Source organism: Burkholderia sp. BCC1640 (genome assembly GCF_902833125.1).
Lineage (GTDB): Bacteria > Pseudomonadota > Gammaproteobacteria > Burkholderiales > Burkholderiaceae > Burkholderia > Burkholderia diffusa.
Genome location: NZ_CADFEF010000017.1, coordinates 1 through 20,449, shown reverse-complemented (window position 1 = coordinate 20,449; position 20,449 = coordinate 1). Strand labels below are relative to the sequence as shown.

Here is a 20,449-nt window from a genome sequence, read left to right as displayed (position 1 = left end):
GCACGCGGTCGATGCGCTGCGTGGCGGATCGCGCGGCGGCTTCCTGCCACCTGATGCCATCGACGCGCCCTTCGGCGGGAACCGCGCGAGAGGCGCTAAAATCCGCCGCCTGGGCATCCACGACGAGCAAGCGTTTTGACGGCGTTCGAGCAGGGTTTCATCCTCACCCGCCACTGGCGGGACACCGCATCCGGCATCGAGATCGAGTTCTGGCTGGCAACCGAACACGGTCCGCGCCGCGTGCGGCTGCGCCCGCAGGAAGCCGTCGCGTTCGTGCCGGCCGAGCAGCAGGCGCTCGCCGAACGCACGCTCGCCGGCGAACGCGATGCCGAACTGCGCCCGCTCGCGCTGCGCGACTTCCGCCAGCGCGCGGTGGCCGGCCTCTACTGCCGCCGCTACCGTCACCTGTCCGGACTCCAGAAACGCCTCGCCGCGGCCGGCGTCGACGTCTACGAAGCCGACGTGCAGCCGCCCGACCGCTACGCGATGGAGCGCTTCATCACGGCGCCCGTGCTGTTTCGCGGCACGGCCGGCCGCGACGGCACGCTGACCGACGCCGAACTGAAACCCGCGACCGACTATCGGCCGGCACTGCGCTGCGTGTCGCTCGACATCGAGACGAGCATCCACGGCGAGTTGTATTCGATCGCGCTCGAAGGCTGCGGACAGCGACAGGTCTACATGCTCGGCCCGCCGAACGGCGACGCGCCGGCCATCGACTTCCGCCTCGACTACTGCGACAGCCGGGCCGAGATCCTCACACGCCTCAACGACTGGTTCGATGAACACGATCCCGATGCGGTGATCGGCTGGAACCTCGTGCAGTTCGACCTGCGCATCCTGCACGCGCACTCGGAGCAATACGGCGTGCCGCTGAAGCTCGGCCGCGGCGGCAGCGTGCTCGAGTGGCGCGCGCACGGCCAGCAGCCCGACCATTTCTTCGCGGGCGCGGCCGGCCGCCTGATCCTCGACGGCATCGACATGCTGAAATCGGCGACGTGGACGTTCCCGTCGTTCAGCCTCGAATACGTGTCGCAGTCGCTGCTCGGCGAAGGCAAGTCGATCGACAATCCGTATCAGCGGATGGACGAGATCCAGCGCCGCTTCGATCACGACAAGCCCGCGCTCGCGCGCTACAACCTGAAGGACTGCGAACTCGTGACGCGCATCTTCGACAAGGCCGACCTGCTGTCCTTCGCACTCGAACGTGCGACCGTCACGGGCCTCGCGGCCGATCGCACCGGCGGCTCGGTCGCCGCGTTCACGCACCTGTACCTGCCGCGCATGCATCGGCTCGGCTACGTCGCGCCGAACCTCGGCGACGTGACGGGCCAGAACAGCCCCGGCGGCTTCGTGATGGATTCTCGGCCCGGGCTGTACGACTCGGTGCTCGTATTCGATTACAAGAGCCTTTATCCGTCGATCATCCGCACGTTCCTGATCGACCCGGTCGGGTTGATCGAGGGGCTCGCGCATCCGGGCGACGACACGTCGGTGCCGGGCTTTCTCGGCGCGCGCTTCTCGCGCACCGCGCATTGCCTGCCCGACATCGTGCGGCGCGTGTCGGAAGGCCGCGACGAAGCGAAACGCCAGCGCAACGCACCGCTGTCGCAGGCGCTGAAGATCATCATGAATTCGTTCTACGGCGTGCTCGGTTCGACCGGCTGCCGGTTCTTCGATCCGCGCCTCGCGTCGTCGATCACGATGCGCGGCCACGAGATCATGCATCGCACGCGCGAGCTGATCGAGGCGCAGGGCTACGAAGTCATCTACGGCGATACCGATTCGACCTTCGTCTGGCTCGGGCGCGAGCACGACGACGACGCGGCCGCCGCCAAGGGCCGCGCGCTCGTCGACCACGTGAACCGCTGGTGGCAGGCGCACCTGCGCGATCGCTTCGGGCTGGAAAGCGCACTCGAATTGCAGTACGAACGGCATTACCGGCGCTTCCTGATGCCGACCGTGCGCGGCGCGGAGGAAGGCAGCAAGAAGCGCTACGCGGGCCTCGCGCTCGCGGCGAATGGCGGCGAGGACCTCGTGTTCAAGGGGCTCGAAACGGTGCGCACCGACTGGACGCCGCTCGCGCAGGCATTCCAGCGCGAACTCTACCGGCGCGTATTCAAGCGCGAGCCGTACCAGGATTTCATTCGCGACTACGTGCGCCGCACGCTGGCCGGCGAATACGACGCGCAACTCATCTACCGCAAGCGCGTACGCCGGCCGTTGAGCGAATATCAGCGCAACGTGCCGCCGCACGTGCGCGCCGCGCGGATCGCCGACGAATTCAACCAGGCGCGCGGCCGGCCGCTGCAATACCAGCGCGGCGGCTGGATCAGCTACGTGATGACGACGGCCGGCCCGGAGCCGCTCGAAACGATGCGCTCGCCGATCGACTACGCGTTCTACGTGAGCCGTCAGTTGCAGCCGGTCGCCGATGCGATCCTGCCGTTCCTGCGCGACGATTTCGAACGCGTGATCTCGGGGCAGGGGCAGTTGTTCTGAGCTTGCCGCGCGGCGTGCACGGTTTCCCGAGCCGTCCGTCTCGCCGCCGGCCACGGAGATGCCGGCTAAAATACCGGCCTGCCGCGCCCCCTTTTGCCGCGGCCGGAGGAGATTCATCATGACCGCACGTCGCGGTGCCGCGGTCGCCATCGCGCCCGGTCACGAGACCGCCAGCCTGTCGAAAGCCCAGCAAACCTTCAATACGCTCGTCAAGCACATCGAAAAGCGGCGCGAGCGGCTCTGCGCGTGGGAAGCCGTGATGCCGGCGTTCCAGAAGAAGTTCGTCGACGGCCTGTTGCCGCTCGAACAGGAAGCGACGGCGCTGCGGATCCGGCTGATTCATCTGCTCGACGACACGTTCCTGCGAAAAGGCTTGAGCAAGGCCGAGCAGCGCATGCTGTCCGACCTGATCGCCGACATGGCGCGCGACCTGCTGAACGTCAGCGACGACGCTGCGTTGAAGGTCATTTTCAACCGGCACGCCGAATCGGCGCGCGTCGGCAACGCGGCGGCCGAGCCCGAACCGACGGAAACGGAACGGGAGCCCCACCCGCAATCTCAGTCGCAACCGGCCGAGGATCTCGACTCACTGTCGCCCGACGAACTCGCCGAACGGATGCAGGCCGAACTCGACGCACAGTTCGAGCGCGACATGGCCGCTCACGCGGCCCGCGAGGCCCAGCGCGCAAAACGCAAGAAATCGCCGAAGCAGTCGGCCGCGCAGGCCAGGATCGAGGCCGAGCAGGCCGAATCGAGAAAATCGATCCGCGAGATCTATCGCAAGCTCGCGAGCGCGCTGCACCCCGATCGCGAAACCGATCCGCAAGAACAGCAACGCAAGACCGCGCTGATGCAGCGAGTCAACCGCGCTTACGAGAAGGGCAACCTGCTGCAACTGCTGGAACTGCAGCTGGAAATCGAACAGATCGATCGGCGCGCGATCGACGGCCTCAGCGAAGCGCGGCTCACGCGCTACAACGGCATCCTCGAGGAACAACTGCGCGAACTCGATCAGGAGATCCAGCACGTCGAGAATGATTTTCGGCGGAGCTACGGCATCGCGTCGTCCACCAAGGTCGCGCCCGATACGGTCCTGCGCATGCTCGCGCGCGACATCGCCGGCATGCAGCGCAGCAATCAGGACCTGACCGTCGCGCTGCGCGAATTCGAGGATCCCGATCAGGTCAGGGCCTGGGTGAAGGACATGAAGCGCCGGCCCGCATCGTCGCGCTTCGACGACGATTCGTATTGAGCCGGCACGCGCGGGCGAACGCCGCGCCCTTCACTGCGGCTCGCCCATCCCGCCCATCAGCATCATCAACTGCTCACGCAGCCACTGGCTGCCCTGATCCTGATCGGCGCTGCGATGCCAGTAGCAGAAGTATTCGAGCCCCGGCATCTCGAACGGCAGTTCGAGAATCCGCGCCGGGTAACGCTGAAGCAGCCTGAGCGGCGCCGTCAGCGCGAGATCGCCGCGCATCGCGATCAGCGGCGCGACCATGTAGTGCTGCACGCGCATCTGGATGTTGCGGCGCAGCCCGAGGCGCGTCAGCTCCGCATCGACGTGCCCGCTGCCCTTGCGGCGGCTCGACACGTGGATGTGCCCCATCGACAGGTAGTCGTCCATGGTCAGCGTGTCGCCCTTGAACGGGTGATCGTCGCGGATCATGCACGCGTAGCGGTCGCGCACGAGCAGCGCCTGGTGCAGGTGCGGATCGCCGATCAGCGGCGCGTCGATCGCGATGTCGACGGAGCCGTTCGCGAGCGCGGTCGCCACTTCGCGGCGGTCCATCGTGTAGCTGCGCACGTGCATGCCGGGCGCATGTGTCTGCAGCAGTTCACCGAGCGCGGGCAGCAGCAGCGCCTCGGTCAGGTCGCTCATGCTGAGCCGGAACACGCGCTCCGACGAAGCGGGATCGAACACGTCGCCTTCGTGCGCGCTCGAATCGAGCAGTTGCAGCGCCTCGCGCACGCGGCCGACGATGTTCTCGGCCATCGGCGTCGGCATCATCCCGGCCGGCGTGCTGACGAACAGCGGGTCGTTCAGCGTCTTGCGCAGCCGCGCCAGCGCGTTGCTGACGGCCGGCTGCGTGAGGTTCAGCACCTCGGCCGCGCGCGTCAGGTTGCGCTTGTTGTAAATCGCCTCGAATACGACGAACAGGTTCAGATCAATCTTCGAAAGGCGCATCGCCGGATCTCCTTGCCGGCATCTTAATACGGCGTGCGTCTCCCGCTCCGCCGCGTCGCCTCCCCACGCGGCGCGCGGCTCAACCGCGCGGCGGCCGCGTCAGGTACGGCTCGGTCGAACCGCGCACGGCGTCCTTGATCTCCATGCGCGCGATCGCCTGCAGATGCACCTCGTCCGGGCCGTCCGCGAAGCGCAGCGCGCGGCCCCAGGTCCACAGGTCGGCCAGCGGCGTGTCGGGGCTCAGGCCCATCGCGCCGAACACCTGCATCGCGCGGTCGCACACGTCCGTGTACACGGTCGGCACGAGCGCCTTGATCATCGAGATTTCCTTGCGCGCCGCCTTCGCGCCGACCTTGTCGATCATCCATGCGGCTTTCAGCACCAGCAGGCGCGCCTGGTCGATCTCGATGCGCGAGCGCGCGATCCATTCGCCGATCGTGCCGTGCCGGTTCAGCGGCTTGCCGAACGCCTCGCGCGACTGCGCGCGGTCGATCATCAGTTCCAGCGCGAGTTCGGCCGCGCCGATCGAACGCATGCAGTGGTGAATCCGGCCCGGCCCGAGGCGCGCCTGTGCGAGCGCGAAGCCGTTGCCTTCCTCGCCGAGCAGGTTGCGCGCCGGCACGCACACGTTGTCGAACGTGATCTCGCAGTGCCCTTCCGGTGCGTAATGATTGACCACCGTGATGTTGCGCACGACCGTCACGCCCGGCGTGTCGCGCGGCACGAGGATCATGCTCTGTTGCCGGTGCGATTCCGCGTCGGGATCGGTCTTGCCCATCACGATGAAGATCCTGCAATTCGGATGCGCGGCGTTCGTGATGAACCACTTGCGGCCGTTGATCACGTATTCGTCGCCGACGCGCTCGATGCGCGTCGTGATGTTGGTCGCATCCGACGACGCAACGTCGGGCTCCGTCATCGCGAACGCCGAACGGATCTCGCCGCGCAAGAGCGGCAGCAGCCACTGTTCGCGCTGCTCGGGCGTCGCGAACATGTGCAGCAGTTCCATGTTGCCGGTGTCCGGCGCGTTGCAGTTGAACACCTCCGACGCCCAGCCCACGCGCCCCATGATCTCGGCGAGCGGCGCGTATTCGAGATTCGTCAGCCCGGTGCCCGGCTCGTCGTCCTTCAGGTGCGGCAGGAACAGATTCCACAGCCCTTCGGCCTTCGCGCGCTCCTTCAACTCCTCCATGAACGACACGGGATACTGCCCCGCATGCACCTCCTCGTTCCACTGGCGGATGCGCGGCACAATGTGCGCGTCCATGAACGCACGCACGCGCTCGCGCAATTCTTCCACTTTCGGGGTGTAGCCAAAGTCCATGATCGACTCCTCGAGATTTTCGTGTTCCGTTCGTTCGGTTCAGAAGGCCGACACACCGCCGTCGACGGCGACGGCCTGCCCGGTCAGATAGGTGTTTTCCTTCGCGCACAGCGTGAGCATCGTCGCGACGATTTCCTCGGGGCGGCCGAGCCGTTTCATCGGCGAGCCCTGCGCGAGAAAATCCTGGCGATCGCCGATGTCGCTGTCGGTGACCATCGGCGTCGTGCTGTAGAACGGGCACACCGCGTTCACGCGAATGCCGTGCCGCGCATATTCGAGCGCGGCCGTCTTCGTGAGCCCGACTACGGCGTGCTTCGACGCCGCGTACGCGGCCAGTTTCGGCGCGCCGCCGAGCCCGGCCATCGACGCGACGTTCAGGATCACGCCTTCGCGCTGCGCGAGCATCTGGCGAATCTGGTGCTTCATTCCGAAGAACACGCCCTTCGCGTTCACCGCGAAGCTCAGGTCGAGATCGGCTTCCTCGGTCTCGATCAGCGCCTTCAGCGGCGGGGCGATGCCCGCGTTGTTGATGCCGACGTCGAGCCGCCCGAAGCGCCCGACCGCCGCCTGCACCAACGCCGCGACCTCCGCTTCGATGCGCACGTCGCAGCGCTGCGCGAACACGTCGGCGCCGGCCGCGCGCAGCGGCGCGGCCACGCGTTCGAGCGCGGCCTCGTTCAGATCGCCGAGCGCGAGCCGCGCGCCCATCGCGGCCAGCTCGCTCGCGAGCAGCGCGCCGAAGCCGCTCGCGGCGCCGGTGATCATCACGGCCTGCCCGGCGTAGCTGTCGAGTTTCATCGCGCGCTCAGATCGTCAGGCCGCCGTCGACGACAATGCACTCGCCGTTCGTGTAGCTCGCCGCGTCCGACACGAGATACAGCACCGTGCCGGCCATCTCGCGCGGCTCCGCGTGACGGCGCAGCGGAATCTTCGCCATCCAGGTTTCGTAGATGTCCTTGTCGGCGAACAGCGCGCCCGCGAACTTCGTCTTCGTGAGGCCCGGCAGCAGCGCGTTCACGCGGATGCCGAACGGCCCGCATTCCTTCGCGAACGCCTTCGTCATGTTGACGACCGCGGCCTTCGTGATCGAGTAGATGCCCTGACGGTCGCCCGGCTGCAGCGCGTTCACCGACGCGGTGTTGACGATCGCGCCGCCGCCTTGCGCCTTCATCATCTTGCCGGCCTCGACCGACATGAAGAAGTAGCCGCGGATGTTCACGTCGACGGTCTTGTCATACGCGGCGAGATCGGTATCGAGGATGTGCCCGAAATACGGATTCGCGGCCGCGTTGTTCACGAGGATGTCGAGCCGGCCGTGCTTGCCGCGGATCGTCTCGAAGGTTGCGGCGATGTCCTCCAGCCGCCCGACGTGGCACGCCAGCGCTTCCGCGCGACCGCCCGCCGCGACGATCGCGTCCGCGACCGCCTGGCAGTCGTCGAGCTTGCGGCTCGACACGATCACGTGCGCGCCCTGCGCCGCGAGCAGCTTCGCGATTTCCTCGCCGATGCCGCGGCTCGCGCCCGTCACCAGCGCGATCTTGCCCGTCAGGTCGAACAGATTCGTTGCCATGTTGCTATGCTCCTCCATTGATGTTTTTCGTGCCGCCGCGCGACGATGCCAGCGATGTCCGCGATGTCAGCGATGCGCGCCGATCACGTCGACCGCCATTTCGGCCAGCCGGCCGGCCATCGCGCCCACGCGCAGCGCCTGCTCGCTCGATGCATTGCCCTGCAACGCGCGCGCCTTCACGCCCTGCGCGATCGCCGCGAGCCGGAAGAAACTGAACGCGAGATAGAAATGCCAGTCGCGGATCGGCGCGATCCCGCGCAGTTCGCAGTAGCGCGCGACGATCGCCGCTTCGTCGGGAATGCCGAGTTCGGCACGATCCTGGCCCGCGAGCCCGCGCACCTGGCCGCCCGACGGCAGCCGAAGGCACATGCAGAAATACGCGAGATCGGCGAGCGGGTTGCCGAGCGTCGACAGTTCCCAGTCGAGCACGGCCTGCACGCGATAGTCGTCACGCGCGAACATCAGGTTGTCGATGCGGAAATCGCCGTGCACCAGCGCAGGTCGGCCGGTGTCCTCGGGGCAGGCTTTCGGCAACCAGTCGATCAGCGTCTCCATCGCGTCGAGGCGTTCCGTTTCCGCCGCGCGATACTGCTTCGTCCACACGCCGATCTGGCGCTCGAAGTAGTTGCCGGGACGGCCGTAGTCGGCGAGGCCCACCGCGTCGACGTCCACGTCGTGCAGCGCGGCCATCGTGCGCAGCAGCGCGTCGTAGCAGGTCGCGCGATCGGCCTTCGGCAACTCCGGCAGCGCCGGATCCCAGAAGATCCGGCCGTCCTCGAAGCTCATCACGTAGAACAGGCTGCCGATCACGTCGCGGTCTTCGCAGAGGTGATACGGGTGCGCGACCGGCACCGCGGTGCCCGACAGCGCGCTCAGCACGCGGAATTCGCGATCGACCGCATGCGCGGATTTCAGCAACTCGCCGGGCGGCTGGCGGCGCAGCACGTAGCGGCCGCTCTTCGCGTGCAGCAGGAAGGTCGGGTTCGACTGGCCACCGGCAAACTTCTCCATGTCGAGCGGGCCTTCGAAACCCGGCACGTGCGCTTCCAGATAGCGCGTGAGGCGAGCTACGTCGAGGGGCTGGGAAGGGTTCGTCATCGTCGCGATCGTTCGTGGGGTCAGCCGTAGGTGCGCCACGCATGTCGTTCGGGATCCTCTAGATGCGGAATGCCGTTGAACGACGCCAGGTGGAACGCCTCGGTGTTGAAGAAAAACTGCGAAAGACTGCTGTTTCGGATCTGCAGGTTCAGCGCGATCGCGCTCGACGCCGGTGCGGCGAGCACCTGCTGCACGGTCACCGCGATCGGGCCGCCGGAACTCACCGCGAGCACGCGCTGGCTGCCGCCCTGGCGGATCGCGGCGCGGGCGTCGGCGACGCGTTGCTGGAAATGCGCCCAGGTTTCGGGCGCGGTGTCGCCGAGCTTGTCGTCGGCCCACAGGTGCAACACCTGCCGCAGCGCGCGAAAGTATTCCTTCATCGAGCCGGCCGCGAGCCGCGCGATCTCCGGATAGTCGTTCGCCGCTGCCGAGAACAGCCCGTGGAAATCGTATTCGTTCAGGCCGGGATGGCGCTCGACCTGCGCGCCTTCGCGGCCCATCCCGCGCAGGATCGCATCGACCGTCTGCGCATGCCGGTTCATCGTGCCGCAGATCACGCGGTCGAACGTCAGGCCCTGCCGCGCGAAATACTCGCCAAGCCAGACGCCCTGCTGGTCGCCGGCCGCGGACAGCCGGTCGTAATCGTCCGTGCCGAACGACGCCTGCCCGTGCCGCACCAGAAAAAGTTCAGCCATTGCATGCCCGCCTGAGGGGGAAACCGATGGATCAGCATAGCGACCGGGTTCGCATTTTTGAAATTTATTTTCTGAATCGGACGGTATTCATCGAATGAATTCACGGTATTCAAACGGTGCGCTGTCACCGGCTCGCGCCGACGGCCGTGCCTGGCGGCACGGGAATTGCGCCCGCAGGCACCGTTATGTCGAACAAGTTCAGGAGGGGTGCGATGCTCGGTACAATCCTTATCATCGTTCTGATTCTGCTGTTGATCGGAGCATTTCCTGCATGGCCGCACAGTCGAAGCTGGGGTTACTGGCCATCGAGCTCCCTCGGGCTGATCGTCGTCATCGTCGTGATACTGGTGCTGCTGGGCCACATTTGAGTGTGATGGCGCGTGCCGGCTGAACGGGCACACGTCGTTCGATCGCGCTGCCGTGGCTTCTTTACAAACGCCGGCGATGAATGCCAACCGGGCATCGGCGGCTACGCAACCGGCCGACAGTCGACGGCGAAATCCTTCACCGCATGTTGCGCACGCAGCGTGCCTGCGCATTGTGCATGCGGCCGCCTCGCGCCGCGCACCTGCGGCCCGCACCGCCATCGACCGACACATTTTGTGCATCGCACGACGGATCCTGAGCAAAAAGTATCGATCCGGCTTTTCTTTTGATGTGGTAAAAAAACGGGCCCTCCTGACGGGAGAGCCCGCTTCCACACCGGGCAGCAGAACGATCAGTCGTCGTCGCGGCTCGCCACCTTCTGCGTCACGCCCCTGAGCTTCGGATACGGCTGCGCGCCCATCATCCCTTTCCACAGCACGCGGTTGAACTGATCCGCCGGCACCTCGTCGGCATCGTCGAAGTCGAACTTCGCCGTGACCTTCGCCCAGTACGCCGCGTCATGCTTCGGCGTGACGTCCGGCCCCGCCGCGTATTGCAGCAAGTTCTCGCCCGCTCCTTCGGCCAGCCGCAACCCGGTGCCCTTCAGCGCCGTCGACGCGACGGCCGTGTAAGTCCACGACGCGGGGCCGTGCACGTCGAACACGTCGGTCATCGGCCGCTGGTAGGCGGTGTTCAGGTTCATGTGCTGCGTGCCGAGCACGTCCTCGATGGTGCGCAGCGCATTGACCTGGCTGTAGCGCGTCCGGATCACCGCACCCTGCTTCACGTACGGCCCGACGATGTACGCGGGCCCGCGATGCGAATCCACGTGGTCGGGGCCGTCCTGCACGTCGTCCTCGGTCACGACGATCAGCGTGTCGTTCGCATACGGACTCTTCGCGACGGCCTCGACCAGCCGGCCAACCGCCAGATCGTTGTCCGCCTGCTGCGTCTCCGGCGTATTCACGCCGGCGAACGCCGTGCCGAACGCCCCCATGTGATCGTGCGACAGGCGCACCAGCGACAGCGTCGGCAGGTTGCCGCTCGCGACGTACTGGTCGAACTCGCGCTTCCACTCGTTGAGGCGCCATTGGTCCGGATACGTCTGGTCGAAACCGCGGAAGTACACGTCGGTCATCGACGCCAGCCGCGGGTCGAGCGCGGCGACCTGAACGACGCCGGCCGCGCGCGGATCGACGATCGGATTCGCCGCCGTGCCGATGCTGCCGATGTTGTTCACGAGGAAGCCGTAGTTGCGGACGGTGCCGCCGCCGGCGAGCACCGCGTCGAAGATGTAGCCGCGCTGGCGGCCGAACGGCGCATCGGACGACGCATGGTTGCCGGTCCCGGGCAGCAGGTTCGCCGCGCCGCCCGGCAGGCTGGCGGCCGCGTTGCTGTAGTTCGTGGTGCCGGCCGGCCCGGCCGCCGCGTCGCGTTGCTGCACCGACTCCCAATTGACCGGCACGTTGCGGTTCGTGCCCTCGCTCTCGTACGACAGGCCGCGATTGACCGCCGCGTAGTTGATCTGCTGGGTGATCGTCTCCGTGTTGGTGACGCGCCCCTGCAGCGCCCACGACCAGCCGTCCATGCTGCCGTCGCCCGGGTTCATGAAGTTGTCGAGCGTCACGAACTGGCTCGCCAGACGATGGAAGTTCGGCGTGATGTTGCGGCCGAACTGAGCCAGCTTCGGATCGCCGTTGGCGCCGTTGCCGATGTCGCCGAGCACCTGGTCGAACGTGCGGTTTTCCTTGACGACGTAGATCACGTGCTTGATGTGACGGCGCAGGAAGCCCATCACTTCGTTATCCCTGTCGTTGTCTTCCGGGCGATAGAAGTTGTTGCGCGCGGCCTGCTGCGTCAGCGTCGGCAGCTCGTTGGCGGCCGGCACCGGCGCGCTCACGAGCGACGCGCGCTCGAGCTGGAACTGGTATTCGTTCGATGCGCGCGACGCGGCGGTCTCCGCGGGGGTCGCGCCGAACAGGTGGCCGGGGTTCGGGCCGGTCGTGCTCTTGCCGTTCACCACGTACATCCACGTGCCGTCGGCGCTGAACGTCACGTCGTGCGGCTCGAACGCGGTCGGAATCAGGCCGGTGACACGATACGCGCGCTCGCCGACGAGCGGGATGACGGCGATTTCGTTCGCGCCGGCGTTGGTCGCATAAAGCGTGCGGCCATCGCGCGACAGCGTGACCGCATACGTCGCCGCGCCCGTATGCGCCTGGCCATGCGCGAGCACGCCCGCCGGCGCGCGCGCGTCGATCCGGGTCACGATCGCGTTGGCGTTCGTGTCAATCACCGCGACCTGGTCGGCATTGTCCTGCGCGACGAACAGCCGCGATTGCGACGCGTCGAGCGTCATGCCGAGCGCGTTGCCGTCCAGCTTGATGCGCTTGACCAGCCGGCCGCGAGACGGCGACGACACGTCGATCGCGACGATCTCGCGATCGCGATCCGACGATACGTACGCGATGCCGTTGCCCTTCATCACGACCGCGAACGGGAACGTGCCGCCGGCGTCGCCGCTGCGACCTTCGTTGCCGGAGAAGAACGGACGCAGGTCGTGCTCGTAACGCACGTTGTTGGTCGCGGTATCGATCACGCTGATCGAATCGTTGTAGTTGTTCGCGACGACGAGCGTCTTGCTGTCGGCCGACAACGCGAGCCCGGCCGCGTTCGGCTGCACGCGGATGCCGACGCCCTTGCCCGCGTGGCCGAGCGCGATCGTCGTCGACAGCGCCCACGCGCCGCCCTGCTGCGCATAGACGTAGACCGCATCGTCGCTGCCGCCGGTCGCATAGAGCTTGCTGCCGTCATGCGAAAACGCCAGGCCGACGAACGCATTGGTCTGCTGAAGCACCTGCCTGAGCACCGGGCGCGTCTTGTTCGCGCCGGCGACGTCGTACAGGAAGATGAATTGCGTCGAGGCCGCGGTGTCGACCGAACCGTCCGGTTTGTACAGCGAGTTCTGGCCGGCGGTGATGATCGCCAGCGTCTTGCCGTCCGGGCTCAATTGCGAGCGCACGGCTTCCCCCGCGACGAAATGCGGATAGGCCGGCAACCCCGGATTCAGGAATTGCTGGATCGCGCCGCGCACGGCGAGCGGCGTGACGAACTGACCGCTCGGCACGCGGGTGGCGTCGGCGGCGTTGAAACCTTCCGAGTGCGCGTGCGACGCAAGCAGCACGGCCGACATGACGGCTCCGAGTCGGAGCGCGCGCTTGACCTGGCTATTTCTCATAGGAATCCTCTATACCTGTGGGGGCGATTACCGTCTGACGTGTCCGGCATGATCCTGGCCTCGTCTGCCCGTGCCGCGCGGTGGCGAGGGCCTGTGCCAATCGATCGAGTGCGTTGCGTCGGCGATCGCCGACGTGCCGGCATTACATCGCCGCCCAATGTCAAGCGCATGACCGGCTCCGTTGCGGGCCGGCTTATTACACATGGTTACAGCGAAGGCGTTTCGATGACAGCCATCGCGGTGTCATCGTCACATTCGATGCGTTGCCGTCACGGCGTCCACCGATAGACGGTGATGCTGTTTCCCTTCACGTTGTTCTTCGTCACCACGTATTCGCCGTTCGAGCGGCGATACGCGCGCACGCTGTACATGGCATCGATCGCGCTGCTGGTATCCACGGTCGCGGGGCTCGCGTTGACGAGCGTCGTGTCGAGCTTGCCGGTGTCGAGGTTGAACGCGTCGATGTTCGGCCACAGCGGCCCGCTGCTGCTGAACCAGTAGCCGACGAACAGGTGGTTGCCGGCCGCGTCGATCGACTTCGCGCCGCTGTGCGGCAGCGTGATCACCGGATTCGGCTTCGTCGTGTTGCCCGCGCTCCAGCCGTGATACACCTCGATGCGCGTGCCGATCGACGTCCAGTCGGTACTGCCGACCACACCCTGCGCGAGCACCATCGTGTCGCTGTCGGCGAGATAGAGGATGCGCGTCAGCGGCTGGATGCTGGCCGGCACCGGCGTCGGCACGCCCGGCCCCCACGAAGGCTTACCGCTCGCATCGAAACCGGTAAGCGGATAGTGATAAATGGCGCCGGTCTTGTCGAGGCCGGCCCAGACGCCGCCCTTGCTGTCGAGGCTGAAACCGGCCGACACGCGCCGGGTCGTGTTGAACGCGGGCCCGGGGATCGCCCCGTCGGGAATCGCGACGTAGCCATTGGCCGCGTTGAAGTGGAAGAAGTAGTAAACCGGCGGATTCTGCCCCGCCGCGACGAGTATCCGGTTCGCGCCGACCGACGTCAGCAGCCCGAAGTGCTCGTCGCGCTGCGTGTCGCTCATGTTGATGCGCGGGTCCGACGGATACGCGAACGGATCGACGGTGTTCGCGACGAAGGTGCCGCCCGCGGTGCCGCCGTAGACGTGGGTGCCGCTGTAGAACAGCGCGCCGTCGGTGACCGGATCCGGTGCGGCGATGCCTTCGAAGTTGAGCGACTGCAGCGTCCACCGCAGGCTGCCGGCGCTGCTGTACGCGTGAATGTCGGTCGCGCCGTTGCGTCCGAGGTCCCAGCTGCCGCCCCACGGGTTGTTGAGCACGTAGAGGTTGCCGGCCGTGTCCTTGCCGATGCCGGCGATGCGGGTGAAGCGCTTCGCGCCGACCTGGCCCTTGATGCCCGTCGTCGTGTCGAGATAGCCGCCGGGCACGCCGAAAGTGCCGGCCAGCGCGGGCCGGCCCGAGACGGCATAGCGCTTGATGTTCATGTTGGGGCCTTCGTCGCCGACCATCAGTTGCCCCGCCGCCGCATCGAAATAGAGCGCCGACGGCTGCGACCCGGCGGCCAGCCGGATCGTGTTCAGCGGCGCGCCGGCCGGACTGAATTCGACGATCGAACCCGCGTTCTTCTGCGCGACCCAGATATTCCCCGCACCGTCGACCGCGAGCGCGCCGGGTGCCGACACGCCGATGTCGCGCTGCCACACGCCGTCGGTCGTGAATACGCGCACGCGATTGCCGTAGAAATCGCTCGCATAGAGCAGCGAGCCGGCCGTGGCGAGCCCGGTGACGACGTCGATACGCGGCTGGTTGGTCGCCGCGGTGACCTGAATCAGCTTGTCGCGGAACCGTGTGGCGCGGTTGTAGCGCCCGACCGCGCCGCTGCCGTATCCGTTGCCGGGCTGCAGCGCGACGAACAGCGACGTCGCATTGCCCGTGATCGCACTGCCCTGGAATTCCGAGTGCGAGCCGATCGAGCCGGCGCTCTTGCCGTTCTGGTAGATCGCGACGCCGCCCTCGTCCTCGTCCCACATCGACGCCGTGTAGATCACGCCTTCGGGCGCGACCCACATCGCGCGTGCGACGTTGCCGACGTGCGCGGCGAGCGTGCCATAGGTATTCGCGATCCAGTCGGTGGTATTCGCCGCGTTTCCGGCCGGCGCGATCGCGGCGATCGCGGCCGCGAGCAGCACGGCCTGAATCGGTTTTCTGGCAACCATGGCTGATGCTCTCCTGAATGGTGGAGTCATTCACATGAGGGGCAGCCGGATGGTTTTAAAATCGGCAATGCGTAAATACTTCCGCTAAATCACCCGGTGCAGTCGGTATTACATCGCGCGTGCATTCGATAATCGGCAACGCCGAGAATAGCGTTATATAAATCGAAAAAAATTGCGGGCTGCTCGCGCAGGCGGGGCGCGCGACTGCGTGAGAGTGAACGATCACTTGCGCGTTCGCGCGTGCTATCGGGGCTGTGCATCTTTCGATGGCGGGAATATCGCCGCGGTGTTGAATGCGGCGAATCGGAAATGGCGGAAGGTTTTTCGGCGAATCGGGAAAATCGCCGGATGCGGGTAAAGACGGGTAAAGGAATGACCGCTGGCGGTTATCGCGCCGGCCCGAATCCATGTGGAATCCGGGCCGGCGCATTTCATTTACAGCAGGGAAATCACGCGGACTACGCCGTCTCCCGAACCTTCACCTGCTTGATCTCGCCGCCGCCGTCCGAATCCGCGTCGTCGCGCGATTCGCCGAGCTGGCCCTCCCACTTCGCGACCACCGCCGCCGCGATCGAATTGCCGACGGCGTTGGTGGCCGAGCGGCCCATGTCGAGGAACATGTCGACGCCCATGATCAGCAGCAGCCCGGCTTCCGGCAGATGGAACTGGTTGAGCGTCGCCGCGATCACGACGAGCGACGCGCGCGGCACGCCCGCCATCCCCTTCGACGTCACCATCAACATCAGCAGCATCGTGATCTGCGTGGCGAGCGGCAGGTCGATCCCGTACACCTGCGAGATGAACAGCACCGCGAACGTGCAGTACATCATCGAGCCGTCGAGGTTGAACGAGTATCCGATCGGCAGCACGAAGCTCGAAATCTTGCGATTCACGCCGAACCGGTCGAGCGCGTCGAGCAGCTTCGGATACGCGGCTTCGGAACTCGCCGTCGCGAACGACAGCAGGAACGGCTCGCGAATCAGGCGGATCAGCGTGAACGCGCGCTTGCCGAGGAACGCCACGCCGGCGAGCGTCAGCACGCCCCACAGCAGCGCGAGCGCCAGGTAGAAGCTCGCCATGAACTTCGCGAACGTGAGCAGGATGCCGAGCCCTTCCGTCGTGATTGTCGACGCCAGCGCGGCAAACACGGCGACCGGCGCGAACCACATCACCGCGCCCGTCACCTTCAGCATGACCTGCGCGAGATCGTCGATCACGCCGGTCAGGCGCTTGCCGGCGTCGCCGAGCGCGGACAGCGCGGTGCCGAAGAAGATCGAGAAGACGACAATCTGCAGGATCTCGTTGTTCGCCATCGCCTCGGCGATCGATTTCGGCACCAGATGGACGATGAAGTCCTTCAGCGTGAATGCGCCCGTCTTCAGGTTCAGCGCCGCGTCGGCGGCGGGCAACGGCAGGCTCAAGTGGCTGCCCGGCTTCAGGATCGTCGCGGTCACGAGGCCGAGCAGCAGCGACGTGAACGACGCGATGATGAACCAGCCGAACGCCTTCACGCCCACGCGGCCGACCGAGCCGCTGTCGCCCATCTGCGCGATGCCGACCGTCAGCGTCGCGAACACCAGCGGCGCGATGATCATCTTGATCAGCCGCAGGAACACGTCGGACAGCAGCGACACGTAGCCGGCGACTTCCTTGGCCATTTTCGGGTCGGGAAACGCGCTATGACAGGCGTAGCCCACGGCAATGCCAAGCACCATCGCGATGACGATGTACTTGGTGATGTTGTGCTTCTTCTTCATTAGCAATCCAAATTACAGAACTTGTGTTTCCAACGGCAGGGAGATCGCCGGCATCGAAATGAGAGTGGTGGTCCGCGCGCACGGCGCGCCGCTTCGAGTGCCGGTGCCCGTCCGTGGGCATGGCCACGGCGAACAGGGGGGGCATTCTATCGCAAACGCCGGACAATCTTTCAAATCTGAAAGCAGCGGGCGATGCACGGCGCGGGAAAGGAGGCGAGGTGGGCCTTCGTCGGCCGGCGCCGGAGACGGGCGGACCGCCAAGGCGGGTGCGTTCTTCGGGCATCGTCGTGCCCGGCCGTCAGCTCGGCCTTGCGCCGAACGTCGGCAGACCCGGCCGGCGCCGCGTCACGCGTGCGAGGCGCCGGGTCGCGGCATGAACCGGCACAGGCACAGCGGCACGACGACCAGCGCCGCGCCCGCGAGAAACGTGGTCGACGCGCCGAAATGCGTCCACAGCGCGCCGGCGATGCTGCTCGCGAGCAGCATGCAGATGCCGCTCACCAGGTTGAATACGCCGAACGCGGTGCCGCGCAGCGTGGCCGGCGAGGTTTCCGACACCATCGCGGCGAGGATGCCCTGCGTGAAGCCCATGTGCAGCCCCCACACGGCCACGCCGGCGAACATCGAGAGCGTCGACGTGCCGATGCCGAGCAGCAGGTCGGCCACGATCAGCAACACCATGCCGGCCGCAAGCAGCACGCGGCGATCGAGCCGGTCCGACACGATGCCGGCCGGCCAGGCCGACAGCGAATAGGTCACGCTCATCGCCACCATCACGGCCGGAATCCACGCCGCGTCGAGCCCCGTCTGCTGCGCACGCAGCACCAGGAACGCCTCGCTGAAGCGCGCGAGCGTAAACGTCGCGCCGGCCGCGACGACGAACCAGTAGCTGCGTGGAAACTCGCGCAGGGCGTTCCAGCGCAGCGGCGAGCGAAAGCGCCGGTCCGGTTTCGACTGCTCGGGCTCCCGCACGCCGAAGACGATCAATGCGATCGCGACGAAGGCCGGCACCACGGCAAACCACAGCACGGTCCGGATGCGGTCGCCGAACCACAGCATCAGCACGATCGCGAGCATCGGCCCGAAAATCGCGCCCACGGTATCCATCGACTGACGCAAGCCAAAACACGCGCCGCGGATTTCGGGCGGCGCGATGTCGGCCACCAGCGCGTCGCGCGCCGCGCCGCGAATCCCCTTGCCGACGCGGTCGAGCAGACGGGCCGCCACGACGACGGCCGGCGTGGACGCCAGCGGAAACAACGGCTTGGTCAGCGCCGCGAGCCCGTAACCGACCAGCAGCAGCCCCTTGCGGCGCCCGAGCCAGTCGCTGATCGCACCGGAGAACACCTTGACGATCATCGCCGTCGCTTCGGCCGCCCCTTCGAGGACGCCGAGCGCGGCGACGCTCATGCCCATCGTCGACACCAGGTAGATCGGCAACAACGCATGGATCAGCTCGGACGACAGGTCCATGAAGAGGCTCACGAGGCCCAGGGCCCACACGGTCCGTGGAATCGCAGGTCTGCGGGCAGTCGGTGACGGAGCGCTCATGGTGTCGTGATCAGTCGGTCGTTTCCCGCGTCAGTTTCGCATGCCGCCGCGCGCGGTCGTTCACGATTTGATGACGCCGGTGATCCGTCATCTTCTTCCAGCCGCGCGCTTCATCGCGCGTTCGCAGGCATGCCACGCAATAGCCGGTGCGGCCGTCGAACGAACATACGTCCACACAAGGGGACTTGACCGCCATGCTTATCGTCCTCGCGTCGCCGGAACGACTTCGACGGTGACGTGCGACAGGTCCCTGAATCGCTGCAGCACGCCGTGATAGAAGCGCGCATCACGATCCGGATCCGTCGTCGTCACCGACACCACCGCGCTCATGTGCCCCGGCCCGAGCCGCCACACATGCAGGTCGCCGACGCGGTCGCCGGCGCCTTCGATCGCGCCGCGCACCTTGTCCGCCAGACGGCGATCCGAACTCATGTCGAGCAGGATGCCGCCCGTGTCGCGCATCAGGCCGTACGACCAGTTCGCGATCACCAGCGCGCCGATGATGCCGGCCAGCGGATCCATCCACACCCAGCCGAACGCACGCGCGAGCAGCAGCCCGACGATCGTCAGCACGGAAACCGCGGCATCGGCGATCACGTGGATGTAGGCGGAGCGGATGTTGTGATCGCGCGCCGCCGCCGCGGACGCGCCATGATCGTGTTCCTCGAACGCCAGTTCGTGTTCGCGGCCGTTCAAGCGCACGATCGCCTTGAATTCATGCGGTTCGGGAATGGCTTCGGTCGACTCCAGATACCCATCGCGGCTTTGCATCGCGAACACCTGACGCGTGCCGTCCGGGCGGATCGTCGTCACCGACACGGCGCCCGCATCGACGAGCGTCGTCTCGTGCGTCGCAGGCGCGACGCGGAAAACCGGCGGGACGCCCGCCTCGAACACCGACACGACGAATGCGCCCTGCTGGTCGAAGATCCGGTGCGCTTCCTCTTCGTGGTCGTGATCGTCGTGATCGCCACGGTCGTGCCCGTGGTGATGACCGTGGCCATGACCGTGGCTATGGCCATGATGATCGCCGCTCAGCAGCCAGACGCTCGCGATGTTGACGAGCAAGCCGGCTACCGCGATCGGAATCGCCTCGCCGAAATGGATCGGGACCGGGGCGAGCAGACGCGCGACCGCTTCGTACCCGATCAGCAGCGCGATCATCGCGAGCACGATCGCGCTCGTGAAACCCGCGAGGTCGCCGAGCTTGCCCGTGCCGAACACGAAGCGCGGATCGTTCGCGTGCTTGCGCGCATAGGTATAGGCGAACGCGGCGATCAGCATCGCGCCCGCGTGCGTCGACATGTGCAGGCCGTCCGCGATCAGCGCCAGCGAGCCAAAAAGCGACCCGCCGACGATCTCGGCCACCATCATCGCCGCGCACAGCGCGATGACCGTCCAGGTCCTGCGTTCGTTCTGCTCGTGCGCCGCGCCGAGAAAAATGTGGTCGTGCCCTGCGCCGAAGGCGTCATCGCTGAAATTGCTCATTCCGCCTCCGTTTACTTGAAGTAGCTGTGTACGACTTCGATCAGTTGCTCGGTCGCGCTGCCTTCGTCGTCGTGCCCCTCGGCGTCAACCAGATGGCTGCGGATGTGATCCTCGAGCACGACCGCGAGCAGGCCGTTCATCGCGCCGCGGCCGCTCGTGATGAGGCGGAGGATTTCGTTGCAACCGCGCTCGTCCTCCAGCGCGCGTTCGATCGCTTCGACCTGTCCCTTGATGCGGCGGACCCGGTTCAGCAGCTTCTGCTTGTCCTTGATGGTGTGGCTCATGGTAGTCCCTTCATATAGCGGGGGGGACTATATCTCAAATTGCCTTTCCATATAGGGGGGTGCCCCTATGTGTTTCGTCAAGCGGTAGGGGCTGACTTGGGTTGGTAAATGGTGCCGTCGCGCAGCATGGCGAACAGGACGTCACAGCGTCGCCGTGCGAGCGCGATGAGCGCTTGGTTGTGGC

At 66.4% G+C, this 20,449-nt stretch carries 16 protein-coding genes; 3 read left to right on the top strand and 13 right to left on the bottom strand.

What is annotated here, in order from left to right; genetic code table 11:
• Positions 1 to 135 precede the first annotated feature (135 nt).
• Positions 136 to 2,502 (top strand): DNA polymerase II, encoded by a 2,367-nt coding sequence (locus tag HWX25_RS19190; RefSeq protein ID WP_175909738.1) that lies wholly within the window; start codon positions 136 to 138, stop codon positions 2,500 to 2,502.
• A gap of 118 nt (positions 2,503 to 2,620) precedes the next feature.
• Positions 2,621 to 3,754 (top strand): J domain-containing protein, encoded by a 1,134-nt coding sequence (locus HWX25_RS19185; RefSeq protein ID WP_175909737.1) that lies wholly within the window; start codon positions 2,621 to 2,623, stop codon positions 3,752 to 3,754.
• Between the two features lie 30 nt (positions 3,755 to 3,784).
• Here the strand turns inward: HWX25_RS19185 and HWX25_RS19180 are convergent, their stop codons facing one another.
• The 6 genes from HWX25_RS19180 to HWX25_RS19155 all read right to left on the bottom strand — a co-directional run bounded on the left by HWX25_RS19180 (position 3,785) and on the right by HWX25_RS19155 (position 9,377).
• On the bottom strand, positions 3,785 to 4,690 hold the full coding sequence (locus HWX25_RS19180; protein ID WP_059818341.1) for a LysR family transcriptional regulator: 906 nt from the start codon (positions 4,688 to 4,690) through the stop codon (positions 3,785 to 3,787).
• A gap of 79 nt (positions 4,691 to 4,769) precedes the next feature.
• Positions 4,770 to 6,014, bottom strand: a complete 1,245-nt coding sequence (locus HWX25_RS19175) for an acyl-CoA dehydrogenase family protein (RefSeq protein ID WP_175909736.1) — start codon at positions 6,012 to 6,014, stop codon at positions 4,770 to 4,772.
• Positions 6,015 to 6,053: 39 nt separating this feature from the next.
• A complete protein-coding gene (locus HWX25_RS19170; RefSeq protein ID WP_175909734.1) occupies positions 6,054 to 6,812 on the bottom strand; it encodes a glucose 1-dehydrogenase in 759 nt (252 codons plus the stop codon).
• A gap of 7 nt (positions 6,813 to 6,819) precedes the next feature.
• Positions 6,820 to 7,584, bottom strand: coding sequence for an SDR family oxidoreductase (locus tag HWX25_RS19165; RefSeq protein WP_175909732.1), 765 nt, complete (start codon positions 7,582 to 7,584; stop codon positions 6,820 to 6,822).
• A 66-nt stretch (positions 7,585 to 7,650) separates the two neighbouring features.
• Positions 7,651 to 8,682, bottom strand: coding sequence for a phosphotransferase (locus HWX25_RS19160; RefSeq protein WP_175909730.1), 1,032 nt, complete (start codon positions 8,680 to 8,682; stop codon positions 7,651 to 7,653).
• 20 nt (positions 8,683 to 8,702) lie between these two features.
• Complete coding sequence (locus HWX25_RS19155) at positions 8,703 to 9,377, bottom strand: histidine phosphatase family protein (protein WP_175909728.1); 675 nt, start codon at positions 9,375 to 9,377, stop codon at positions 8,703 to 8,705.
• A 212-nt stretch (positions 9,378 to 9,589) separates the two neighbouring features.
• On the opposite strand from HWX25_RS19155, the gene HWX25_RS19150 reads away from it, so the two are divergent.
• Positions 9,590 to 9,745, top strand: coding sequence for a DUF3309 family protein (locus HWX25_RS19150; RefSeq protein ID WP_082721856.1), 156 nt, complete (start codon positions 9,590 to 9,592; stop codon positions 9,743 to 9,745).
• A 350-nt stretch (positions 9,746 to 10,095) separates the two neighbouring features.
• On the opposite strand, the gene HWX25_RS19145 is transcribed toward HWX25_RS19150, so the two are convergent.
• The 7 genes from HWX25_RS19145 to HWX25_RS19115 form a co-directional block, all read right to left on the bottom strand.
• Positions 10,096 to 12,936, bottom strand: coding sequence for a beta-propeller fold lactonase family protein (locus tag HWX25_RS19145; protein WP_244135266.1), 2,841 nt, complete (start codon positions 12,934 to 12,936; stop codon positions 10,096 to 10,098).
• Positions 12,937 to 13,250: 314 nt separating this feature from the next.
• Positions 13,251 to 15,185: an SMP-30/gluconolaconase/LRE-like region family protein gene (locus HWX25_RS19140; RefSeq protein WP_175909724.1), complete on the bottom strand. Its 1,935-nt coding sequence runs from the start codon at positions 15,183 to 15,185 to the stop codon at positions 13,251 to 13,253.
• A gap of 458 nt (positions 15,186 to 15,643) precedes the next feature.
• Positions 15,644 to 16,942: a dicarboxylate/amino acid:cation symporter gene (locus HWX25_RS19135; RefSeq protein WP_059533601.1), complete on the bottom strand. Its 1,299-nt coding sequence runs from the start codon at positions 16,940 to 16,942 to the stop codon at positions 15,644 to 15,646.
• A gap of 345 nt (positions 16,943 to 17,287) precedes the next feature.
• Positions 17,288 to 18,493 carry an MFS transporter gene (locus HWX25_RS19130; RefSeq protein WP_175909722.1) on the bottom strand — a complete coding sequence of 402 codons (1,206 nt, stop codon included), beginning with the start codon at positions 18,491 to 18,493 and terminating at the stop codon, positions 17,288 to 17,290.
• Positions 18,494 to 18,503: 10 nt separating this feature from the next.
• Positions 18,504 to 18,689 (bottom strand): DUF1289 domain-containing protein, encoded by a 186-nt coding sequence (locus HWX25_RS19125; RefSeq protein WP_059508013.1) that lies wholly within the window; start codon positions 18,687 to 18,689, stop codon positions 18,504 to 18,506.
• 2 nt (positions 18,690 to 18,691) lie between these two features.
• Positions 18,692 to 19,981: a CDF family Co(II)/Ni(II) efflux transporter DmeF gene (dmeF, locus tag HWX25_RS19120; protein ID WP_175909720.1), complete on the bottom strand. Its 1,290-nt coding sequence runs from the start codon at positions 19,979 to 19,981 to the stop codon at positions 18,692 to 18,694.
• Positions 19,982 to 19,992: 11 nt separating this feature from the next.
• Complete coding sequence (locus HWX25_RS19115) at positions 19,993 to 20,265, bottom strand: metal/formaldehyde-sensitive transcriptional repressor (RefSeq protein ID WP_059447469.1); 273 nt, start codon at positions 20,263 to 20,265, stop codon at positions 19,993 to 19,995.
• Between the last annotated feature and the right edge of the window lie 184 nt (positions 20,266 to 20,449).

Coding starts and splice junctions, on each gene's coding strand:
- HWX25_RS19185 (WP_175909737.1), top strand. CDS start 2,621: ATGACCGCACGTCGCGGTGCCGCGGTCGCCATCGCGCCCGGTCACGAG.
- HWX25_RS19180 (WP_059818341.1), bottom strand. CDS start 4,690: ATGCGCCTTTCGAAGATTGATCTGAACCTGTTCGTCGTATTCGAGGCG.
- HWX25_RS19175 (WP_175909736.1), bottom strand. CDS start 6,014: ATGGACTTTGGCTACACCCCGAAAGTGGAAGAATTGCGCGAGCGCGTG.
- HWX25_RS19170 (WP_175909734.1), bottom strand. CDS start 6,812: ATGAAACTCGACAGCTACGCCGGGCAGGCCGTGATGATCACCGGCGCC.
- HWX25_RS19165 (WP_175909732.1), bottom strand. CDS start 7,584: ATGGCAACGAATCTGTTCGACCTGACGGGCAAGATCGCGCTGGTGACG.
- HWX25_RS19160 (WP_175909730.1), bottom strand. CDS start 8,682: ATGACGAACCCTTCCCAGCCCCTCGACGTAGCTCGCCTCACGCGCTAT.
- HWX25_RS19155 (WP_175909728.1), bottom strand. CDS start 9,377: ATGGCTGAACTTTTTCTGGTGCGGCACGGGCAGGCGTCGTTCGGCACG.
- HWX25_RS19150 (WP_082721856.1), top strand. CDS start 9,590: ATGCTCGGTACAATCCTTATCATCGTTCTGATTCTGCTGTTGATCGGA.
- HWX25_RS19145 (WP_244135266.1), bottom strand. CDS start 12,936: ATGTCGGCCGTGCTGCTTGCGTCGCACGCGCACTCGGAAGGTTTCAAC.
- HWX25_RS19140 (WP_175909724.1), bottom strand. CDS start 15,185: ATGGTTGCCAGAAAACCGATTCAGGCCGTGCTGCTCGCGGCCGCGATC.
- HWX25_RS19135 (WP_059533601.1), bottom strand. CDS start 16,942: ATGAAGAAGAAGCACAACATCACCAAGTACATCGTCATCGCGATGGTG.
- HWX25_RS19130 (WP_175909722.1), bottom strand. CDS start 18,493: ATGAGCGCTCCGTCACCGACTGCCCGCAGACCTGCGATTCCACGGACC.
- HWX25_RS19125 (WP_059508013.1), bottom strand. CDS start 18,689: ATGGCGGTCAAGTCCCCTTGTGTGGACGTATGTTCGTTCGACGGCCGC.
- dmeF (WP_175909720.1), bottom strand. CDS start 19,981: ATGAGCAATTTCAGCGATGACGCCTTCGGCGCAGGGCACGACCACATT.
- HWX25_RS19115 (WP_059447469.1), bottom strand. CDS start 20,265: ATGAGCCACACCATCAAGGACAAGCAGAAGCTGCTGAACCGGGTCCGC.